This window comes from Aestuariispira insulae, from assembly GCF_003385955.1.
Lineage (GTDB): Bacteria > Pseudomonadota > Alphaproteobacteria > UBA8366 > Aestuariispiraceae > Aestuariispira > Aestuariispira insulae.
In genome coordinates, this window is record NZ_QRDW01000001.1 from 1,105,266 (window position 1) to 1,123,642 (window position 18,377).

At 56.0% G+C, this 18,377-nt stretch carries 21 protein-coding genes; 7 read left to right on the top strand and 14 right to left on the bottom strand.

Features of this window, described 5'->3' with window-relative positions:
- Nucleotides 1-20 precede the first annotated feature (20 nt).
- The 4 genes from pth to DFP90_RS05460 all read right to left on the bottom strand — a co-directional run bounded on the left by pth (nt 21) and on the right by DFP90_RS05460 (nt 4,050).
- Nucleotides 21-740: an aminoacyl-tRNA hydrolase gene (gene pth, locus DFP90_RS05445; RefSeq protein ID WP_115935356.1), complete on the bottom strand. Its 720-nt coding sequence runs from the start codon at nt 738-740 to the stop codon at nt 21-23.
- 12 nt (nt 741-752) lie between these two features.
- Nucleotides 753-1,409: a 50S ribosomal protein L25/general stress protein Ctc gene (locus DFP90_RS05450; RefSeq protein ID WP_115935357.1), complete on the bottom strand. Its 657-nt coding sequence runs from the start codon at nt 1,407-1,409 to the stop codon at nt 753-755.
- Between the two features lie 123 nt (nt 1,410-1,532).
- Nucleotides 1,533-2,468, bottom strand: coding sequence for a ribose-phosphate pyrophosphokinase (locus tag DFP90_RS05455; protein WP_115935358.1), 936 nt, complete (start codon nt 2,466-2,468; stop codon nt 1,533-1,535).
- A gap of 208 nt (nt 2,469-2,676) precedes the next feature.
- A complete protein-coding gene (locus DFP90_RS05460) occupies nt 2,677-4,050 on the bottom strand; it encodes a glutamine synthetase family protein (RefSeq protein WP_115935359.1) in 1,374 nt (457 codons plus the stop codon).
- Between the two features lie 172 nt (nt 4,051-4,222).
- Here DFP90_RS05460 and DFP90_RS05465 point away from each other — a divergent pair, with 172 nt between their 5' ends.
- Together DFP90_RS05465 and DFP90_RS22790 are read left to right on the top strand one after the other, a co-directional pair.
- Nucleotides 4,223-4,432, top strand: a complete 210-nt coding sequence (locus DFP90_RS05465) for a hypothetical protein (RefSeq protein WP_115935360.1) — start codon at nt 4,223-4,225, stop codon at nt 4,430-4,432.
- 4 nt (nt 4,433-4,436) lie between these two features.
- Nucleotides 4,437-4,604, top strand: coding sequence for a hypothetical protein (locus DFP90_RS22790; RefSeq protein ID WP_181905200.1), 168 nt, complete (start codon nt 4,437-4,439; stop codon nt 4,602-4,604).
- A 29-nt stretch (nt 4,605-4,633) separates the two neighbouring features.
- On the opposite strand, the gene DFP90_RS05470 is transcribed toward DFP90_RS22790, so the two are convergent.
- From DFP90_RS05470 to rfaD, 6 genes are all read right to left on the bottom strand, one after another.
- Nucleotides 4,634-5,500: a hypothetical protein gene (locus DFP90_RS05470; protein ID WP_147300939.1), complete on the bottom strand. Its 867-nt coding sequence runs from the start codon at nt 5,498-5,500 to the stop codon at nt 4,634-4,636.
- Between the two features lie 94 nt (nt 5,501-5,594).
- Complete coding sequence (locus DFP90_RS05475) at nt 5,595-6,746, bottom strand: M24 family metallopeptidase (RefSeq protein WP_115935362.1); 1,152 nt, start codon at nt 6,744-6,746, stop codon at nt 5,595-5,597.
- Between the two features lie 3 nt (nt 6,747-6,749).
- On the bottom strand, nt 6,750-7,538 hold the full coding sequence (gene pgeF, locus DFP90_RS05480; protein WP_115935363.1) for a peptidoglycan editing factor PgeF: 789 nt from the start codon (nt 7,536-7,538) through the stop codon (nt 6,750-6,752).
- Between the two features lie 106 nt (nt 7,539-7,644).
- Nucleotides 7,645-8,733: a class I SAM-dependent methyltransferase gene (locus DFP90_RS05485; RefSeq protein ID WP_115935364.1), complete on the bottom strand. Its 1,089-nt coding sequence runs from the start codon at nt 8,731-8,733 to the stop codon at nt 7,645-7,647.
- Entirely contained in the window at nt 8,733-9,548 is an 816-nt protein-coding gene (gene lgt, locus DFP90_RS05490) for a prolipoprotein diacylglyceryl transferase (protein ID WP_115935365.1), read from the bottom strand. Before lgt ends, DFP90_RS05485 begins: the two co-directional genes overlap by 1 nt.
- A 43-nt stretch (nt 9,549-9,591) precedes the next feature.
- Nucleotides 9,592-10,575, bottom strand: a complete 984-nt coding sequence (gene rfaD / locus DFP90_RS05495; protein ID WP_115935366.1) for an ADP-glyceromanno-heptose 6-epimerase — start codon at nt 10,573-10,575, stop codon at nt 9,592-9,594.
- Nucleotides 10,576-10,732: 157 nt separating this feature from the next.
- On the opposite strand from rfaD, the gene DFP90_RS05500 reads away from it, so the two are divergent.
- The 5 genes from DFP90_RS05500 (at nt 10,733) to DFP90_RS05520 (ending at nt 13,888) form a co-directional block, all read left to right on the top strand.
- The gene (locus tag DFP90_RS05500; protein ID WP_115935367.1) at nt 10,733-11,026 is read left to right on the top strand and encodes an accessory factor UbiK family protein; all 294 of its coding nucleotides are present in this window, start codon (nt 10,733-10,735) and stop codon (nt 11,024-11,026) included.
- Between the two features lie 267 nt (nt 11,027-11,293).
- Complete coding sequence (locus DFP90_RS05505; protein WP_115935368.1) at nt 11,294-11,797, top strand: type III secretion system chaperone family protein; 504 nt, start codon at nt 11,294-11,296, stop codon at nt 11,795-11,797.
- Nucleotides 11,798-11,843: 46 nt separating this feature from the next.
- The gene (proC, locus tag DFP90_RS05510; RefSeq protein ID WP_115935369.1) at nt 11,844-12,671 is read left to right on the top strand and encodes a pyrroline-5-carboxylate reductase; all 828 of its coding nucleotides are present in this window, start codon (nt 11,844-11,846) and stop codon (nt 12,669-12,671) included.
- 219 nt (nt 12,672-12,890) lie between these two features.
- On the top strand, nt 12,891-13,364 hold the full coding sequence (locus DFP90_RS05515; protein WP_115935370.1) for a phasin family protein: 474 nt from the start codon (nt 12,891-12,893) through the stop codon (nt 13,362-13,364).
- 188 nt (nt 13,365-13,552) lie between these two features.
- Nucleotides 13,553-13,888 carry a tRNA-binding protein gene (locus tag DFP90_RS05520; protein ID WP_115935371.1) on the top strand — a complete coding sequence of 112 codons (336 nt, stop codon included), beginning with the start codon at nt 13,553-13,555 and terminating at the stop codon, nt 13,886-13,888.
- 50 nt (nt 13,889-13,938) lie between these two features.
- On the opposite strand, the gene DFP90_RS05525 is transcribed toward DFP90_RS05520, so the two are convergent.
- The 4 genes from DFP90_RS05525 to DFP90_RS05540 form a co-directional block, all read right to left on the bottom strand.
- Nucleotides 13,939-15,372 (bottom strand): TIGR03013 family XrtA/PEP-CTERM system glycosyltransferase, encoded by a 1,434-nt coding sequence (locus tag DFP90_RS05525; RefSeq protein WP_181905201.1) that lies wholly within the window; start codon nt 15,370-15,372, stop codon nt 13,939-13,941.
- 271 nt (nt 15,373-15,643) lie between these two features.
- Entirely contained in the window at nt 15,644-16,960 is a 1,317-nt protein-coding gene (locus tag DFP90_RS05530; protein ID WP_115935373.1) for a sensor histidine kinase, read from the bottom strand.
- 12 nt (nt 16,961-16,972) lie between these two features.
- Nucleotides 16,973-17,665: a response regulator gene (locus DFP90_RS05535; protein WP_115935374.1), complete on the bottom strand. Its 693-nt coding sequence runs from the start codon at nt 17,663-17,665 to the stop codon at nt 16,973-16,975.
- A 62-nt stretch (nt 17,666-17,727) separates the two neighbouring features.
- Complete coding sequence (locus tag DFP90_RS05540; protein WP_115935375.1) at nt 17,728-18,228, bottom strand: MarR family winged helix-turn-helix transcriptional regulator; 501 nt, start codon at nt 18,226-18,228, stop codon at nt 17,728-17,730.
- Nucleotides 18,229-18,377: the final 149 nt, after the last annotated feature.

Below are 18,377 nucleotides of genomic sequence, written 5' to 3' on the forward strand. Positions count from 1 at the left end.
TCCGGCCGGAATAACATTAATCACTTATCCAGCTTTTCGCGCGCCTTGGCAAAGGCTGCTGCGAAGGCCGAAGACATGTCTTTTGCGCCGCCCGCTTTGTCTGCCGGCTTTTTCGCTGTCGCCGGCACCTGATCCGGTTCTGCTGCCGCTTTTTCACGCTTCTGGTTTTGCGGCGGTTTCAAAATCAGGCCAATCTTCGACATGAACTGGCTCATGCCATCCACCAGCAAATCCGGAATTGCTTTGGAAACCGCATCAATCATGTTTTCAATTGTCGGCCATTCGGCCTTGGAAAAATCCCCCAGCACATGGCTGTGGACCTTTGATTTGTCGCCGGGATGGCCGATGCCAATCCGGACCCGCCAATAATCCTTGCCAATATGGGCATCGAGCGAGCGCAGGCCGTTATGTCCGCCATGACCGCCGCCCTGTTTGGTTTTGATTTTCCCCACCGCCACATCCAGCTCGTCATAAATGACGGTGACATCAGCCGGCTCGAGCTTAAAAAAGCGCATCGCTTCGCCAACGGCGCGGCCTGATTCATTCATGTAAGTTGTGGGTTTGATCGCCAGAACCTTTTCGGTTCCGATCCGCCCCTCGGCGACAAGCGCCTGAAAGCGCGCTTTCCAGGGGCCAAAGGAATGGCGGCGGACAATCTCGTCCACCGCCATAAAGCCTACATTATGCCGGTTCTTTTCGTATTTGGGGCCTGGATTGCCCAATCCGACAAGCAACAGCATCGATCTGACTTTTTATTCCTCGGTTGCCTCTTCAGCTGCTTCTTCAGCTGCAGCTTCTTCAGCACCGTCTTCTTCATCCTCAGAAGCTTCAGCAGAAGCCGTCTTCGGCGGAACAACGTTCACAACAACCGGGTCACGGTCGGTGATCGCGGACTCAACGCCTTTCGGCAGTTCGATATCGGAGATACGAACCGTGTCGCCGATGGCGATTTTGGTCATATCAAATTCGATCTCGGCCGGGATGTTGCCTGCGGAGCAGACCAGTTCCAGCTCGTGACGGATCACGTTGATGATGCCGCCTTCTTTCGCGCCAACGCAGTCTTCTTCATTCACGAAAACAACCGGAACATTCACATGAACCTGGGTTTTCGCGGAAACGCGGACAAAGTCCACATGCAACGGCTGGTCGGTGACCGGGTGGAACTGAACATCACGTGCCAGAACCTGCTCCTTGGAACCGCCTTCAACCTCAATGGTGTAAACGGTGGAGAAGAAATGGCCGCTTTCCAGGCTTTTCCAAATGACCCGCGGGTCCATGGAAATCATGTTCGGCTCTTTGTTGGCACCATAGACAATGCACGGAACCAGGCCTTCACGGCGCGTGGCCCGAGCTGCCCCCTTACCGGCCCGGTCCCGCTGTTTAGCGGGGATCGTAGAAGTTTCGCTCATTTTAAGCTCCTAATTTTGGTATCAAACCGAGGTGACCTCCAGGGGTGTCACCTCATCAAAACGGCAGGGCCCCGATCTTGTTCAGATCAGAGCCTCTCACCGAATTCGCGCGCCTCTATACACCTATTCAAAGAGGCAGGAAACAGATTTTTCTTCCGAAATGCGTTTAATCGCCTCCGCCAACAGCGGCGCGATGGAAACCTGACGGATGTTTTGGCACACCCGGATCGCCTCGGTGGCCATGATGGAATCGGTGGTGACCAGCATTTCAAGCGGGGAAGAAGCCACCCGCGCAACCGCGCCACCGGAGAGCACCCCGTGGCTGATATAGGCGCTGACAGAGCTTGCGCCACTGTCGATCAGGGCCTGCGCCGCATTGCACAGCGTGCCACCGGAATCGACAATGTCGTCAACCAGCACACAACGTCGGCCTTCCGGCTCACCAATGATGTTCATCACTTCCGAAACACCAGCACGTTCCCGGCGCTTATCGATGATTGCCAGATCCGCATCCAGGCGTTTCGCCATGGCACGCGCCCGGACAACACCACCCACATCGGGGGAAACCACCAGCAGCTTGTCATCCTTGTTCACATGCTTTTTGAAATCCTCGCAGAGGACGGGCAAAGCGAACAAATTGTCGGTTGGAATATCGAAGAAGCCCTGAATCTGACCCGCATGCAGGTCGATGGTCAGCACGCGGTCCGCTCCGGCCGTTTCCAGCAGGTTCGCCACCAACTTGGCCGAGATCGGCGTACGCGGGCCGGTTTTACGGTCCTGACGGGCATAACCGAAATAAGGCATCACGCAGGTGATCCGACGGGCCGAGCCGCGCTTGAGCGCGTCGATCATCACCAAGAGTTCCATCAGATTGTCGTTGGTCGGGAAACTGGTCGGCTGAACGATGAAGACATCTTCGCCGCGGACATTTTCCAGGACCTCAACGAAAATCTCCATATCGGAGAACCGGCGGATCGCCGCTTTGGTGAGGGGTACGTTCAAATAGGCCGAAATGGCCTCTGCCAACGGCTGGTTTGCATTACCGGAAAGGATTTTCATTTCGACCGCTCTTTATATAGTAGCTGTATCGCAAGTGGACCCCTCACATCAGGGTCAATCTCAATATATTAAGGGGCCAAAGATAGTTCCGGCACCCTTGAAACGCGCTTTCTATAACAGGGGTCTTTGTCCCTGTAAACGGACTTGGGACCGATTCCGTCAAGAATCTGTCATATTGCTAATCTTATCGTTTCACCGATCACTTTTATCACAAATACCAGTCAATTTCCTGCCGTGAGATGGTCGCCATGAATTTTTCCCGTTCCGCTTCCTTGATCGCGCAATAAACCGGCAGGTAATCGGCACCCAGATACTCTTTCATAACGGTGCTTTGGCCAAGGATTTCCAGCGCGTCACGCCAATTCAACGGCAGGCCTGTATCCGTGGCTTCCCCGGCATTGCCCGTAACCGGCACGCCAGGGTCACATTGATGGGCCAATCCATAATCGATTCCTGCCAACACTGCGGCCAGAACCATATAGGGATTGGCATCAGCACCGGCCACGCGATGTTCCAGCCGCATGGACGAATCTTCACAAAGCGGCACCCGCACCGCCACCGACCGGTTGTTATGGCCCCAACTGCGCCCGACCGGCGCCGTGGCATTGGGCTGGAACCGGCGGAATGCATTCAGGTTGGGGGCAAAAATCCCCATGCCGTCGGCCATGGTATCGAGCAAGCCCCCCGCCGCATGGGCCAGGGATGCCTTGGCCGTTTCCGGAAAGGCCGAGGGGTCAAAAAGATTGCGCCCCTGGCCGTCGGGCAGGCTGATATGCAGATGCATGCCGCTGCCGATCTGGTCGATAAAAGGTTTCGAGAGAAAGCTGGCCTGCAGCCCGTGCTTCCGTGCCACCATTTTCACCAGATGACGAAACAGGCTGCATTGGTCTGCCGCCACCAGCGCGTCGGCGTGATGGGCCAGGTTGACCTCGAACTGGCCCGGTGCAAATTCACAGATCGTCACCGTCGCCGGGATGCCCATCCCCTCGCAGGAACGATAGAGATCGGAAAAAAACGGCTGGTAACGGTCCAACTCCATGATGTCATACACCTGCGGCAGCCATTTCCGACCCGCCCCTCCCGGAATATCGGGCAGGTGCGGCATGCCCTCCGCGTCCCGTTCTTCATCAAACAGGAAAAATTCCAGCTCAAACGCCACCATCGGGGTCATGCCGGTTTTTTCCGTGAATTTTTCCAACGCACCGGCCGCCACCTGGCGGGGTTCCAGGCGGTTCACCCGGCCATCGCGGTGAAAGGAGGTCATCAGAACCATGCCTGAACGCCCGTGCGCTCCGTCCAGGACCCCCAAAGTGCCAGGAACCGGCAGCGCCACTCCATCGGGATCGCCGTCGGAAAACCCGTTGCCCAGCGGGTCGGCGCAATCTCCGGTCACATCCAGAGTGAAAGCGGCGGTCGGATAATTCATCCCCTCCGAGAGTAGCTTGGCCGCCTGGTCCATGGGATAGCGCTTTCCCCGGACGATGCCATTGAGATCAACCACCACCGCATCCAGATGGCCAAGCTCCGCCCCATGATCCTTCAGGAATTCGTTGATTTCTTGGTCCGACAGTCCGGAAGACATGTTGTATCACCTTGCACCTGATTACCGATATTTGCGCCATACGCTTTTCAGAGACTAGGCCATGCCTCCGCGGACGGACAAGCCCCTCACATCACCAGCAGGCAACCTATAAGACTTCCCAAGAAAAATATGATACTATCGATAATTGTCCACAGCATGCCACGAGGTGATCATGGGCAGAAAAAATGCACCCCAAAAACTGTCTGAAGAGGGCAGGAATCTTCTGCGGGAGCTGCGCTGGCCCCAAGGCCACGAAAACAAATACCTGAACCAGTTCCAATTGCAGCACCGGCCGCATCTGGCCGCACCGGAAAGTGCCTATGATGGCTGCACCCTGATCCGGATGCAGGATCACCCCATTTTGAACCGGCACCGGCTGTGACCTCATGACCGACCGACCGGAAAACAAGGAAACCGACAGCCGCATCACCCTGGAAGGCATCGAGGGTAAGATGGAGGCCTCCACCTGGCGGAAGATTCACCGCCTGCTGGACAAACATCCGGAACGGTTCACCGCCGTCTTACGCAATTGGATGAATGAAAAACGGCGCTGACTTGACAGCCATTCACTGATTTTCAGATGTTATCGAGAAAGACTGGATTGCTCATGCAGCATAACCAAGGTCTGGCGCACCGCAGCTACCAGGGCTGAAGTCACTTCGAACGCCGTATCGCCCCAGCGCCCGTCCAGGGAACCGTGCGGGATCTGGTTGGACTGGTTGATCCGGGCCAGTTCTCCACCTTCCGGTTTGGAAAAAATCCAGGTCAGCGTGATCGCATCGGTTCGACCATCCAGCGGCTCCAGGGAAACCATGCCTGAGACATGCACCGCGGCCTGGCCGCTATCCTCGGTGAAGGGCAGTCCCGCCGTTCGCAGGTGATGCCGCAGGGAGCGCGCCAGCGACAAGTTGCCATCACCCGGCGCGCCAATAACCTCGGTCACGGCGACCCGCGCCTGTTTAACCTCAACCGCCTTGCTGGCCGCCTCATAGGCGGCCGGTTTTAAGATCTGTGCCACCTTGGCAGCCACCTGACCGGACAAGTCCTCCAGAAGGCCCTCGCGGCCCTGCCGCCAATCCGCATCACCAGCCTTGGCCGCCACCACACCTTTACCACGGGTGATGTCATTATAGTCGCGTAGAACCCAGGCCAGGCGCACGGTCTGACCATCATGGTCCAAAAGACCGCTCAGGATCAGATTATGAACCTTTTCCGCATCGGTGCTGGCCAGAACATCCAGGCGGTGCAAACCCTCTTTTAGATCTTCCGCCAGCCCCTGGGCCACGAGATCATCAGGCGCACCTTCCGGCACGGCCACCAAAACCCCTCGCCCGGACCGAATGGCCAGAAGATTATTGGCCTGCTTTTCCTCTAGTTCCTGTGTTTGAAAGGGCCTGGGAAGCTTACCGCATCCCGACTGCATCAACACCGCCAGCAACAGCAGTGCCACAATCCGCCAATTACAAAAGAACGACACAGCCGACCAACAGCCCCAGCAACATAATAGCGAATAATTGAATGAGATGCGGCATGGCAACCGTTTCCTATCTGACGATCAATTCCGGATTGCTATGGCAAACGGGTTCGGATTTCAAGTCCCCGACAATAGAGGTACGCCCCAACGTCTGGGCCAGGCCGGTTTCAGAATTCACAATGATGATATGAATGAAAAACACCATGCCAGGCATCGCCACAACCGGATTGCCTTCATACAACATCGGCCAATCCATCCAGTTTGGCGAGAATGTGGTGCCTTGTGAATAACCACAGGCATTGAGCCGGTGTTTCTGATAGCCCGCATGATCGAGGATCCGGGCATGGGCATCAAACACCTCGCCGATCGGACGGCCGGGCGTCAACGCCGCTTCGCACCCCTGTAACGCGTCATGGGCGACCTGGAACATCTCTTCATGGGCGGGGTCCGGCTGACCGATGATCAGGGTATTCATGGCCGCCGCATGATAATGCCGGTAGACCCCGGCATATTCCAAGGTCAGTTGGTCCTGCGCGGACAAGACCCGCCGGCCGCTTTTATACCGGCAGAGCAAGGCATCACGGTCAGAGCCGATGATAAATTCGTTGGCGGGATAATCCCCGCCCCCGGCAAATATCGCCCCCTGCATGGCCGCCAGGATATCCCCCTCATCAACACCGGCACCGGCCAGACGCTTCGCCTCACCCAGCGCCGCATCACTCAATTCACCGGCGCGGCGCACATAGGCCAGTTCCGCCTCGCTCTTGACCAGCCGGAAACCACTGATGAGGTGAGAGGCATCCTTAAGAGTGACGAATCCATCCAGCGCCGCCTCCAACCTGCGGCCGTTATTGGCGGTCAGGCCATAAGCCTCCCACTCAATGCCGATTGATTTGCCGGACAGCCCCTTGTCCGCCAGCATATCCTTCAGCTCTGCCACTGGATCAGCCCCCTGCCGATCGACCCAGATACGGATATCCTGGATAACGGAGGTCTGTTGGGCCTGGCGCAGATCCGGCGCCCGTGTCAACAGAAAGAACTCGCCGTCCGTCCCCAAATAGAGACATTGGAACCAGACATAACCGAATGTGTCATAGCCGGTCAGGTAATACATGCTTTCCTGGCGGAAGATCAAAAGCCCGTCCAGGCCATCGGCTGCCAACTGCTCGCATACGCGCGCGCGTCTGGCCGCCAGCTCCGATTCCGTAAAATGAATGGCCATAACCTATCCCTCCAACATGATGGCTGAAATCTGCCGGCCATAATCCGGCTCGCCCGCCAGCGTGGTCCTGCGATAGCTGAAGAACAGTTCCGGTGCCTCTCTGGTATCCCGGTTGAGAGCCTCAACCTGACCGATGCCATCCGCCTGAAGGCGGCTGACAATATAGCCTGCCATGTCAAACATATGATGGCCCGCCCGGGAGGACGATTTGAAAAAACGGGCGTTATCGGGATCCTGTTCCAGAAACGGCAGGGGGAAATCCGGCCCAACCTCATAAGACTCCTGCGCGATACAGGGGCCCAGCACGGCCACAATATTCTCCCGCGCCGCGCCCAGCGTCTCCATCGCGTCAATGGTGGCACCACCGACCCCGCCCAGCGCGCCCTTCCAACCCGCATGGGCTGCGCCCACCACACCCGCCTTCCGGTCGGCGAATAGCAGCGGCCCGCAGTCAGCCGTCAGGATTCCCAATAAAATACCCGGCCTGTCGGTCACCATGGCATCAGCCCTGGGCGCATCCACGCGGTCCCAGACCGTATCGACAGTAACAACATCCGCGCTATGAATTTGATAAAGAGTGGCAAGATCACCGGGGTCCGCCTGCATCGCCCGGGCGACACGGGCGCGGTTCTCCCGCACATGGTCCGGATCATCATCAGAACCCGGTCCGCAATTAAGGCCCTGGTAAATGCCTTCGCTCACGCCTCCTTTGCGGGTGAAAAACCCATGGCGAACGCCTTCGCATTCCTGCAGGTTGGTTTCAGTCAGAAAATGCGCATGGGTTGCGGTCATCAGAGCGGCCTTTTCAAGTCTGGGTTATCACCAGCAGCCTGCCCATTCATCCGCGTGTGATCAAGCCCTGTTATGAGGCCCTGTTATCAGGCCCGGGCAATGCTGCTCAGTCAAAGCCCGGCAGATCCGGATGATCCCGGCTCCCCACACCCAGCACCTTGAAAAGCTCGCCCATCTGTTCCGGCCCGACCAGGCGGTCATAAGCCGCCTGTAAGTTTTCAATCCGGGCCGCATCCGCATTGCGGGCCAGCGACTGCGCCCGCATGGCAAGCCCCAGCCGGCCAAGGAACTCCCCCTGGGTCAGGACCGGTGCCGGGCGTGCGCCCGTCAGCCGGAAAGACAGGCCCAGATTTTCAAAATCCACATGGGCGGTCAGGTCGGCCTCCCCCGGTTCCGCCAGGGGATCTGTATATTGATGGCCTTTCAGGGCCTGCAGGCTGTCGCCACAGGCGGATTTTACATACCCATAATCAATAAACAGACCGACCCCATCAGTTTCGTTGATCCGCCGCCCCAGTTCGCGCGCCAATCCCAGGCCCGCCGGACAAATCTCTGCTATATCGCCGGGATTTGCCTCGCCGGAAAGACGCGGATTCATCTGGGCGATCAATCCCGGCACGCCGGGCGACAGCCCCCAGACCAACCGGCTCCGCTCGGTATCCAGCCCGATCATGCGTTCGCGCCAGCCCGTCTCTGTCATCATCAGCTGATGGATCGGCAGGGCGTCGAACAGCTCATTGGCCACGGCAAATAGCACGCCTTCCTGCGGCACGCTGTCCATGCTGTCATGCCAGGTGACTGTATGGTTTTTCAGCGTTTTTTCCTGATGCCCGCGCAGAACCGGGCTGGTTTCCACCAAATGGATCGTGAGGGCCTCGAGGAAATCAGGGGCCATGCGGGCCGCGCGCAGCATATCCGCCATCAAGGTGCCCCGGCCCGGCCCCAGTTCGACCAACGTGATATTGCCCGGACAATCGCGCTGTTTCCAGCATTCCACCAGCCACAGGCCGAGCAATTCACCAAACATCTGGCTGACTTCCGGGGCTGTGATGAAATCGCCAGCCACACCAAACGGGTCCCGGGTCATGTAATAGCCATGCTCCGGATGGCCCAGGCATTCGGCCATGTAATCCGCAAGCGACATAGGACCGTCCAGGGTGATCCTGCGTCTAATCAGGTCCATCAGGCCCGTCATCAGGCTTTTTTCTCCACCAAACGCGGCTGCTTCAACGCCCAGCCGATCAGGAACAATCCAAAGAGCAGCATCGGCAGGCTGAGCAATTGGCCGTAGGTCATGAAGGGCAGGAAATCGATCGGGATCTCTTCTTCCCGGAAGGTTTCACCGGTTATCCTGGCCAGCCCATAAAGGGCACAGAAAGTACCGGTCAAAAGCCCCGGCCGGAAACGTGCCTTGAAGACATGCGTCAGAATGAACAGCACCACGAAGGGGATCAAACCTTCCATGACGGCTTCGTAAAGCTGGCTTGGGTGGCGCGGCAGGCCGCCCGCGTTGGGATGAGTGAAAATCACCGCCCATGGCACATCGGTGACCCGGCCCCATAATTCCTGATTGATGAAATTGGCAATCCTGCCAAAGAAAATTCCCACCGGCACCGCGGCGGACACCAGATCGGACAACGCAAAGACACTGAATTTATTTTTCCGGGCAAAGACCAGCATCGCCACGATCACCCCCAGCAAACCGCCATGGAAGGCCATGCCGCCCTCCCAGACCTTGAAGATCTCGATCGGATTGGCGAGATAGTGCCCTGGATAATAGAAGAATACATGACCCAGCCGTCCGCCCAGGATCACGCCCAGCACCGCCCAAACCATGAAATCATCCACCTGTTTGACGGTGATGTTATTGGGCACTGAGCGGGCTAGCCGCATACAGTACCACCAGCCGAAAACCAGCCCGGATATATAAGCCAGCGCATACCAGCGGATTTGGAAAAAACCCAGATCCAGCAGGACGGGATCAATATTCGGGAAAGTGAAATAGTCCATGGATGCAGCCTGTCTGGAACTCGGTTTGACAAAAAATACCGGATTACCGGAAACGGTCTTCCTGCATTAAATAATCGCGCACGTAACGTTCAACCCCCTCTTCCAGGGAAACGCCATTGGCGGCATAGCCGGCCTGCTGGATCTTGGCCATATTGGCTTCCGTAAAATACTGATAATGCTTGCGAATGTTTTCCGGCGTCTCCCGGAAGGAGATATTTTCCTGCTCTCCCATGGCGGCAAAAGTCGCCTTGGCCAGATCCAGGAAGCTGCGGGCCTTGCCACTGCCACAGTTGAACACCCCGCTGACAGTTTCATTATCCGCCAGCCAAAGCATCATATTCACACAATCACCGACCCAGACAAAATCGCGCATCTGGCCACCATCCGCGTAATCGGGGTGATGGGATTGGAACAGTTTGGCACCGCCGGTTTCACGGATCTGATCAAACAACTGGGCCACCACGGAACGCTGGCCACCTTTGTGATACTCGTTGGGACCATAAACATTGAAAAACTTCAGGCCCGCCCATTGTTTTGGTGCCTTGCCTTCTCCCGCCAGCCGCACCGCCTGGCAATCCACCACCTGTTTCGACCAACCATAGGGGTTAAGCGGCCGCAAGCCATCAAGCGTCGCCAGATCCTGATTGTCATCAAACCCCTGTTTGCCGTCACCATAGGTCGCAGCCGAAGACGCATAAATCAAACGGCGGCCGTTTTCCGCGCACCAATGCCACAGCTTCATGGTGAAATCGACATTATTGCGCCAGATGAAATCCGCATCGGTTTCCGTGGTCGACGAACAGGCCCCCATATGGAAAATTACCTGGGTATCCCTGCCCTCGCCCGCAAGCCAATCCATGACATGATCCGGATCCACCAGGGCGCAGATCGGGTGTTTGGCAAGGTTCCGCCATTTTTCCCCCGACCGAAGCCGGTCGGATACGGCAACCGGGCCAAGCCCCCGGGCATGCAGCTCTGCAACAATGTTTGAACCGATAAAGCCCGCGCCGCCGGTCACCAGATACATGGAAAGCCCCTTTCAGGTCTCGCAAAGATCTCAAAAGAAAATATCAAACCAAAGAGACCTTCTTATAGGCGGCGTTGATATCAATCGCAACCGTTGCACTGCACTATGAGAAAGCCTATATCAGGGGCAGAGCCATTCCGTTTCCAGGAGATCCCTTATGCAGACCCGAAACCGCTTGCTTGATGATGTTGCCCGTGTCGCCAACGGTGCCACCGGCGTTTTTTCCGGCCTGAAAGGCGAAGTGGAAGGCCTGGTCAAGGACCGGCTGGAAAAGATCCTGGTTGAAATGGACCTGGTGCCGCGCGAGGAATTTGAGGTTGTGAAGGCCATGGCCATCAAGGCACGGGCTGAAAATGAGGCCCTGCTTGCGCGAATCGAGGCGTTGGAAACCGCCCAGAAGAAACCGACCGCCAAGAAAACACGGGCCGCCAAGCCGGCAAAAGCGGACTGACCCGCTCCCGGCGCAAAACGCCTATATTCCCTAAAAGCCACGCATTACAAGGCGTTCGGACATCCATCCGGACGCCATGTCGTTTTTCGAAAAGTTTAATACGAATTGCAGAAAAAGCCGCTTGTTCCCGATTCAGGCCTGTGGCATGCTAATTCTTGTATTGAAAAACGGCCCGCACACCAGATCTCGGGTCTGGCACTAGAATTAGTTGCGTGGCCGCTTCACAGGCGGGACCGGTCGTAAACAGACCAAGTAGGGGAAAAACAAATGTCCTTTGCGCAACTCGACACCATCCACTCCGTCCCTAATCCACTGGATATTCTCGAAGCGATGTTCATGGCGAATGACTGGCCTTTCGACCGGTCCGAAACCGACGAAATCGTGGTAGAAACGACCGGTGGCTGGTGTGACTACCGGCTTTTCTTCGCCTGGCGCGAGGATCTGCACGCGCTCTATTTCACATGCTCTTTCGACATGAAGATCCCGCGTGAGAAACGCACAGGCCTGGCCGATCTTCTGGCCCTCATCAATGAAAAGATGTGGATGGGCCATTTCGACCGCTGTTCGGAGGAAGGCACCCCGATTTACCGCCAGACCATCCCGACCCGGGGCCTGCAATCCTTGAGTGTCGAATTGCTCGAGGATATGATGGACATCGCCCTGGCGGAGTGCGAGCGTTTTTATCCGGCCTTCCAATTCCTGCTCTGGGGCGGACATAGCCCGGAAGAAGCCGTGTCCGCCGCGCTGTTGGATTGCGTCGGAGAAGCCTGATCCTTCATCCGGGGTGAATGGTACATTCATAACGGAGAATAATCACATGACGGGGACGGTTTCCCGCCCACTGGTGCTTGTCGGATGCGGCAAGATGGGCGGCGCGATGCTTGATGGCTGGCTGAAAAGCGGCATCACCAAAGGGGGCGTTGTCATTGTCGACCCCTATGGCGGCGGCGATTTCCTGGACAAGGGACATGATGTTAGCCGTTTTGCAACAGTTGATGACCTGCCCGACGATCTGAACCCCGAAGTCATCATTCTGGCGGTCAAACCCCAGCAGATGGATGACACCATCGATTCTTACAAACGTTTCGCCGGACCGGACACCATTTTCCTATCGATCGCCGCCGGCAAGACCATCGGCTTTTTTGAAAACCATCTAGGCGGAGCGGCCGCTGTCGTGCGCGCCATGCCCAATACTCCGGCCGCGATTTCCCAAGGCATAACGGTTTGCTGTCCGAACCGGAATATTACCGCCGACCAGCTCGCCCTCTGTCTTGCCCTGCTGGAAAGTGTGGGCGAGGCCATGTCGGTTCAGGATGAGGGGCTGATCGATGCAGTCACGGCCCTTTCCGGCGGCGGGCCCGCCTATGTTTTCCTATTGATCGAAGCCATGACCAAGGCGGGGATTGCCGCTGGCCTGTCGGACGATATGGCCGCCAGGTTGGCCCTGGTAACGGTTGCCGGTGCGGGACAGTTGGCCCTGGCCAGCGAGGATGACCCCGCACAGCTGCGCAAGAATGTCACCAGCCCCAATGGCACGACCCAGGAGGCCCTCGCAGTTCTGATGCGCCAAGGGGACGGCCTGCCCGACCTGATGGTCGAAGCCATCGCCGCAGCCACGGCCCGGTCAAAGGAATTGGCCGGCTGAAGGGCTGAGAAACAGCCGACATATTGCTGTCATATTGCTTTTTTAAGATGCGGGATGTGCCCTAAAGGTACATCCCGCTTTCTATTGTATCTCAGCAAGTCCTGACAATTTCATTATGCTGCAACGCAATATAGTTGTTGACGCAGCGCAACATACCACCTACATTACAGGTACCGGTTTCGTATATTGGCTAACCGATGCACGCCACGGAGGTCCAAAATGGCGCAATCCAACCCATTCTTTGATGTAAAAAATAACCCGTTCCTGAATACCGAGCTGAACCCGTTCATGCCGAAAAATTTCGGCGACATGATGAATGGCTATAATGTACCGACGTTTGACTTTGGAGAATATGCCGAAGCACAGCGCAAAAATATGGAAGCTCTTGCCGAAGCACAGAGCAAAGCTTTCAACGGCATGAAAGACGCCATGGACCAGCAGGTTGGTGTGATCCGTGAAATGATCAGTGAAACCACCGACGCCTGGAAAGCCCTGGCTGAAACGGAAGCTCCCCAAGATAAATTGGGCAAACAGGCCGATCTGGCCAAGAAAAGCATCGAGCGTGCCGCCACCTCCATGCAAAAAGCGTCCGACACGGTGATCAAATCCCAGAAGGAAGCCATGAACATCCTGCAGGCCCGTACCGGTGCCAACATTGATGCCTTCAAGGCCAGCCTGAAAGTATCCAAGTAACCATCACGGTTAGTACCCTCCGTTGCACCCTCCCAGTTTTTCCCGCTTCGGAGTTCTTACAGGCCGGTTTCCAACCGGCCTTTTTCTTTCCAACTATCCTGGGGCCGGTTTCCAACCGGCCTTTTCTTTTGTCCTATCGCCGGGCAAGATGCCACCCCACAGAAGCTTGCAACCGGCGAGAGGCAAAAATGACCATAACTTTTGATGATTTTTTGAAAGTGGATATTCGGGTCGGTACCGTGATCAGGGCCGAACCTTATCCGGAAGCCCGCAAGCCAGCACTTAAGCTCTGGATCGATTTCGGACCAGAGATCGGCGAACGCAAAACATCCGCCCAGATCACCGATCACTATGATGTGGACAGCCTGGTTGGCCGGCAGGTTTGTGCCGTGGTCAATTTCCCGCCCAAACAGATCGGCAAATTCATGTCCGAATGCCTGACCCTGGGCTTTGCCGACGAAGCCGGTGCCATCTCCCTGATCGCGCCGGGCCATAAAGTGCCAAACGGCCAGAGGCTTCATTAAGCCACTGGCCGTTCCGGTCATTTAGTTCTGATCTTATATGCAGAAGGCGCTTAGCGCGCACCTTCGCCAAACAACACAACACGCACGGTCTGTACCAGGATCACCAGATCCAGAAAAATGCTGATGTTTTTCAGGTAATAGAGATCATAGGAATGTTTCTGCCGGGCATCCTCGATGGTTGCTCCATAGGGATAATTGATCTGAGCCCAACCCGTGATGCCCGGTTTCACCCGATGGCGCTCACTGTAATAGGGCACTTCACGCTCCAACTCTTCCATGAAATCCGGGCGTTCGGGACGCGGCCCGACAAAGCTCATCTCGCCACGGAAGACATTGAGGATCTGCGGAATCTCATCAATGCGGGTCTTGCGGATGAATTTACCGACACGGGTCACGCGCGAGTCGGATTTTGACGCCCATTGCGCACCGTTCTTTTCTGCATCTGTACGCATGGAACGGAATTTCAGCACCGGGAACAGATTGCCATTCAGGCCCACACGTTTCTGGCTGTAGAAAACCGGACCGGCGCTGTCCAGCTTGATCGCAAGAGCCGTCAGCAGCAGGACCGGCAGGGTCGCCAGCAAGAACAGAGAAGAAAACAGAAGATCAAACGCACGCTTCATGACGCGCTTGACGGCACTCACCTGGAAACCGTCGGAGAAAATAATCCAACTGGGGCGGATCGTGCTCAGTTCAACCTTGCCAAACTCCCGCTCCCAGAAGCAATCAAACTCCGTGATCTGGATGCCGCGCAATTTGCAGTCCATCATTTCCCAAACCGGCAGACCGCCGCCAAGGCCGCCTTCCGGACGCCGGCGGTCCGCCAGCGTAACCACAATCTCGTCAATGTTATTTTCCTGCGCATAATCAGCCAACGCATAGCGGCTGTTATGCAGCAGATCGGGTAGAAGAGGCCGGACCGGGCCACTATCCTGGCCGTCCAGGCCGACAAAGCCGACAACATTCACATTGGCTTTTTTGTCTTCAAGGCTGCCCCGGAAAATCTTCTGCGCTTGCGGACCGGTGCCCAGCACCACAACACGTTTACGGAAAATCTCGCTATCACGGAAAACCTGGGAAAAGGCAAAACGCAGGCCCAAACCAATCCCGCTATACATTGCAACAGTGGCCGCCCAGAAAGAAAACGGAAAACGCTCTTCCGGCATGAAGGACCACCAGAAAACAAACAGGCCGATCCCCAGAACGCCCGACATCAGGGCAAAAACCGTGACCCACTGACTGGCTTGAAAACCGTTATGGAAGATCACCCGGCGCGAATATAGTCCGACAGAGCAGACAACAAGGAAGACAGCCAAGGGTAGACTGGCGACCAGCACTTCGCCCCCGTCATTCACCAAAGACGCCCCCACATGAATTGGCATCAGTTCCATCAGCAGGAACCCACCCACAATCAGCAAAGCGACCTCGGTTGCAGCCAGCAGAATCGCATGCAATGAAATATGGTGGTTGAATAGTTTTATCATCTCACAGCCTATCTCATGTCCCGTAGACTGCCCCTTCATATATAATATGAAGACGAAAATTTTATTGCACCGCACACAAATTCCTTAGCCCAATTAGGCTAGAACCTACAAGCGGCCCTTAATCGCAATAAAATGGATCCCCATCCGGGTGGAGTTATAGCACAGTCCGAATGGAAAAAAATAGATGTAATTTTAGCTAAACTGCAAATTTTTCAACTGAAACCGATGTGTTTCGTTTTTTATCAACGACTTATTGCTTAACGAATTTTAACTAAATCGGTAATCTGACCCTAGCCCTTAAGCCTCCATGCGGTGAATCCTCCAGCAGAAGATCCCCTCCATGAACGCGCACCACATCGCGTGAAATCGCCAGCCCCAATCCGGTGCCGCCGGTTTTTGGATTGCGCGACCGGTCCAGCCGATAGAAAGGCCGGAAGACTTTTTCGCGTTCATCTTCCGGAATGCCAGGACCATCATCATCAACCGTCACCTCGATGAAGTCGCCGCGCCTGCCCGTTGTCACCCAAATATTCCCGGCATAACGATTCGCGTTTGAAATCAGATTGTCGATACACCGACTGAAGGCTTCAGGCTTCAGCCAAACCATGATCGATCCTTCCACATGACAGTCTATACTCACACCGCCCATTTTCCACTTATGCGCGATTTCAGAAACCAATGCAGTAATTTCCGTTTCAACCGAGGGCTCTCCCCCTTCCCCCCGAGCAAAAGTAAGATAGCCTTCAATCATTTTTTCCATTTCCGAGACATTTCCCTTGATGGCTTCGGTCTCGGGGCTCTGTTCCAGAAGAGCCAGCTGCAGCTTGATCCGGGTCAGGGGCGTTTTCAGGTCATGGCTAACGCCAGACAGCATATCCGTGCGCTGTCGGATCTGGCGCCGGATTCGGTGCATCATCCGGTTGAAGGCTGCCGCAGCCAGCCGGACCTCAGCCGCCCCTTCGGGCTTAAAATCGCTGCCGGGGTCCCGGCCCTTGCCAAACCGGTCCACCGCATCAGACAAACGCCGGATCGGCTTGACCTGGTTCCGCATGAAGATGGAAGCCACTGCAAACAGCACCAAAGAAGTGCCGATCATCCACATCAGGAAGATGTAAGTCGTGGAACTGAACAGGCGTTTGCCCGGTACAACAACGGTCAAAACCGAATCCGCCAGCTGGATATCGATGATCACCTCTTCCTGGAAAGAGGAGCTGTCGATCTGAAACGGGCGTTTTATACGCTCTTCCAGAGCCTGTGCCAGCATGCGGTCGATCAGTCCATCATCCATCAGCCGTTCGTTGGGCAGGATCTCACCCGGCTGCAGAATCAAACTCAGTCCCATGGAGTGCTGGGCCTGGGCAAATATCTCGGGAATCTTGTCCGGCGCATCCCGCATCTGCTCGGTGATATATTGCAGATCGCCGGCGATGGTTGTGGCCAGCCGCCAGGTGATTCGGTCCCAATGGCGATCATAGAAAATCCAGGCTGACACCAACTGCAGCAGCACCAGCGGCATCACAATGATCAAGAGCGACCGCCCGTAAAAACTGCGGGGCAACACGCGCTTCACATAATGCCTGACTTTCATTGCCCTGCCACCCTATCCGTCCGGCCGCAAAACGTAGCCGCGCCCGCGCACGGTATGCAAATATCTTGGAACCTTTGGGTCCTCTTCAATCTTGCGGCGAAGCCGGGTTACCTGGACATCCACGGTCCGGTCTCCCCCATCGATCTGACAGGTCTCAGTCAATTCCTCGCGACTCATGATCCTCCCGGCTGCGGTTGCCAGAGCCTTCAGCAAGGCTGTTTCTGTGGTGGTCAGCTTGACCGGCAGATCCCCGCGCAACAGCATTTCCCGCGTCAGGTCGAATTCCGCATTGCCAAGCCTGATTGTATCCGCCTGCTCCACATCATCCGATGCAGGCTGCGCCCGGCGCAGAATGCTTTGAATACGCAGCACCAGTTCCAATGGCTCAAACGGCTTGGGGAGATAGTCATCCGCCCCGGCCTGCAACCCTTCGATCCGGGCTTCCGTCTCGGTCATGGCCGTCAGCATCAAAATGGGGACGGCGCTGTTTGCGCGCAGTGAACGGGTGAATTCCAGGCCACTTTCACCAGGCATCATCACATCCACAACCATCAGGTCGAATTGAAAGGCGCGCATTTTCTCCCGCGCTTCCTGCGTATCCGCCGCCGTGGTGACCCGAAAACCCTCTTTACTCAGAAACCGTTGCAGAAGATCACGGATTTCCGTGTCATCATCCACAACCAGAATATGTACCTCATCCATCATAGAGAGCAGTATATCCCGCAAAAAATTCTTTTAAATCTGTAACTTCACTAAAAAGAACACCGTCAGCGGCGTTTTCGTATGGCCGCATCAAAACGATCGCGATCCTCCGCCGCGTTGACGATCCCCAGCATCACCTTGCGAAAGCCATCCACCGCTTCGGCGCCCGCATCCCGAAAGGCGCGTTCGATCCGCTGCCTCTGGTTCTCGGTAAGCTCTTTTTCCAACTGTGCGCCCTTGTCCGTCAGCCGAAGTAGACGCTGGCGCCGGTCTTCCACGCCCTGATCCTGGTGAATATAGCCTTCCCGGACCAACTGGCTGAGCACCCGGCTCAGCGATTGTTTTGTGATTTTCAGGATGCTCAGCAAATCAGAAACCGTCATGCCGGGATAACGGCCAACAAAATAAATCACCCGGTGATGGGCGCGGCCCAAGCCCCGCTCGGCGAGGATCGCATCCGGCTCCGCGGTAAAGTCCCGATAGGCAAAGAACAGCATTTCTATGCCCTGCCGCAATTCTTCATCACGGAGAAACAAGGGATTGGCGCCGGATTTCATCAAGGTCATGGATCTGCTCTAACGTAACTGCAAAAAAAACGGGTATGAAGAAACTATGTCAGTTATATTGACATATATACCTCACGATGTTACACCGCAACCGGGTCTCGATTGACATATTGTGTTTTTTGAACCCTTGTTTTGGTAATATTATTTCC

Excerpts from the sequence above, each read along its gene's own strand:
- DFP90_RS05530 (WP_115935373.1), bottom strand. The coding sequence starts at position 16,960 with ATGAAAGTCAGGCATTATGTGAAGCGCGTGTTGCCCCGCAGTTTTTAC.
- DFP90_RS05515 (WP_115935370.1), top strand. The coding sequence starts at position 12,891 with ATGGCGCAATCCAACCCATTCTTTGATGTAAAAAATAACCCGTTCCTG.
- DFP90_RS05460 (WP_115935359.1), bottom strand. The coding sequence starts at position 4,050 with ATGTCTTCCGGACTGTCGGACCAAGAAATCAACGAATTCCTGAAGGAT.
- DFP90_RS22790 (WP_181905200.1), top strand. The coding sequence starts at position 4,437 with ATGACCGACCGACCGGAAAACAAGGAAACCGACAGCCGCATCACCCTG.
- pth (WP_115935356.1), bottom strand. The coding sequence starts at position 740 with ATGCTGTTGCTTGTCGGATTGGGCAATCCAGGCCCCAAATACGAAAAG.
- DFP90_RS05455 (WP_115935358.1), bottom strand. The coding sequence starts at position 2,468 with ATGAAAATCCTTTCCGGTAATGCAAACCAGCCGTTGGCAGAGGCCATT.
- proC (WP_115935369.1), top strand. The coding sequence starts at position 11,844 with ATGACGGGGACGGTTTCCCGCCCACTGGTGCTTGTCGGATGCGGCAAG.
- DFP90_RS05500 (WP_115935367.1), top strand. The coding sequence starts at position 10,733 with ATGCAGACCCGAAACCGCTTGCTTGATGATGTTGCCCGTGTCGCCAAC.
- DFP90_RS05535 (WP_115935374.1), bottom strand. The coding sequence starts at position 17,665 with ATGATGGATGAGGTACATATTCTGGTTGTGGATGATGACACGGAAATC.
- lgt (WP_115935365.1), bottom strand. The coding sequence starts at position 9,548 with ATGGACTATTTCACTTTCCCGAATATTGATCCCGTCCTGCTGGATCTG.
- DFP90_RS05540 (WP_115935375.1), bottom strand. The coding sequence starts at position 18,228 with ATGACCTTGATGAAATCCGGCGCCAATCCCTTGTTTCTCCGTGATGAA.
- rfaD (WP_115935366.1), bottom strand. The coding sequence starts at position 10,575 with ATGTATCTGGTGACCGGCGGCGCGGGCTTTATCGGTTCAAACATTGTT.
- DFP90_RS05505 (WP_115935368.1), top strand. The coding sequence starts at position 11,294 with ATGTCCTTTGCGCAACTCGACACCATCCACTCCGTCCCTAATCCACTG.
- DFP90_RS05520 (WP_115935371.1), top strand. The coding sequence starts at position 13,553 with ATGACCATAACTTTTGATGATTTTTTGAAAGTGGATATTCGGGTCGGT.
- DFP90_RS05475 (WP_115935362.1), bottom strand. The coding sequence starts at position 6,746 with ATGGCCATTCATTTTACGGAATCGGAGCTGGCGGCCAGACGCGCGCGC.
- pgeF (WP_115935363.1), bottom strand. The coding sequence starts at position 7,538 with ATGACCGCAACCCATGCGCATTTTCTGACTGAAACCAACCTGCAGGAA.
- DFP90_RS05485 (WP_115935364.1), bottom strand. The coding sequence starts at position 8,733 with ATGACGGGCCTGATGGACCTGATTAGACGCAGGATCACCCTGGACGGT.
- DFP90_RS05465 (WP_115935360.1), top strand. The coding sequence starts at position 4,223 with ATGGGCAGAAAAAATGCACCCCAAAAACTGTCTGAAGAGGGCAGGAAT.
- DFP90_RS05450 (WP_115935357.1), bottom strand. The coding sequence starts at position 1,409 with ATGAGCGAAACTTCTACGATCCCCGCTAAACAGCGGGACCGGGCCGGT.
- DFP90_RS05525 (WP_181905201.1), bottom strand. The coding sequence starts at position 15,372 with ATGATAAAACTATTCAACCACCATATTTCATTGCATGCGATTCTGCTG.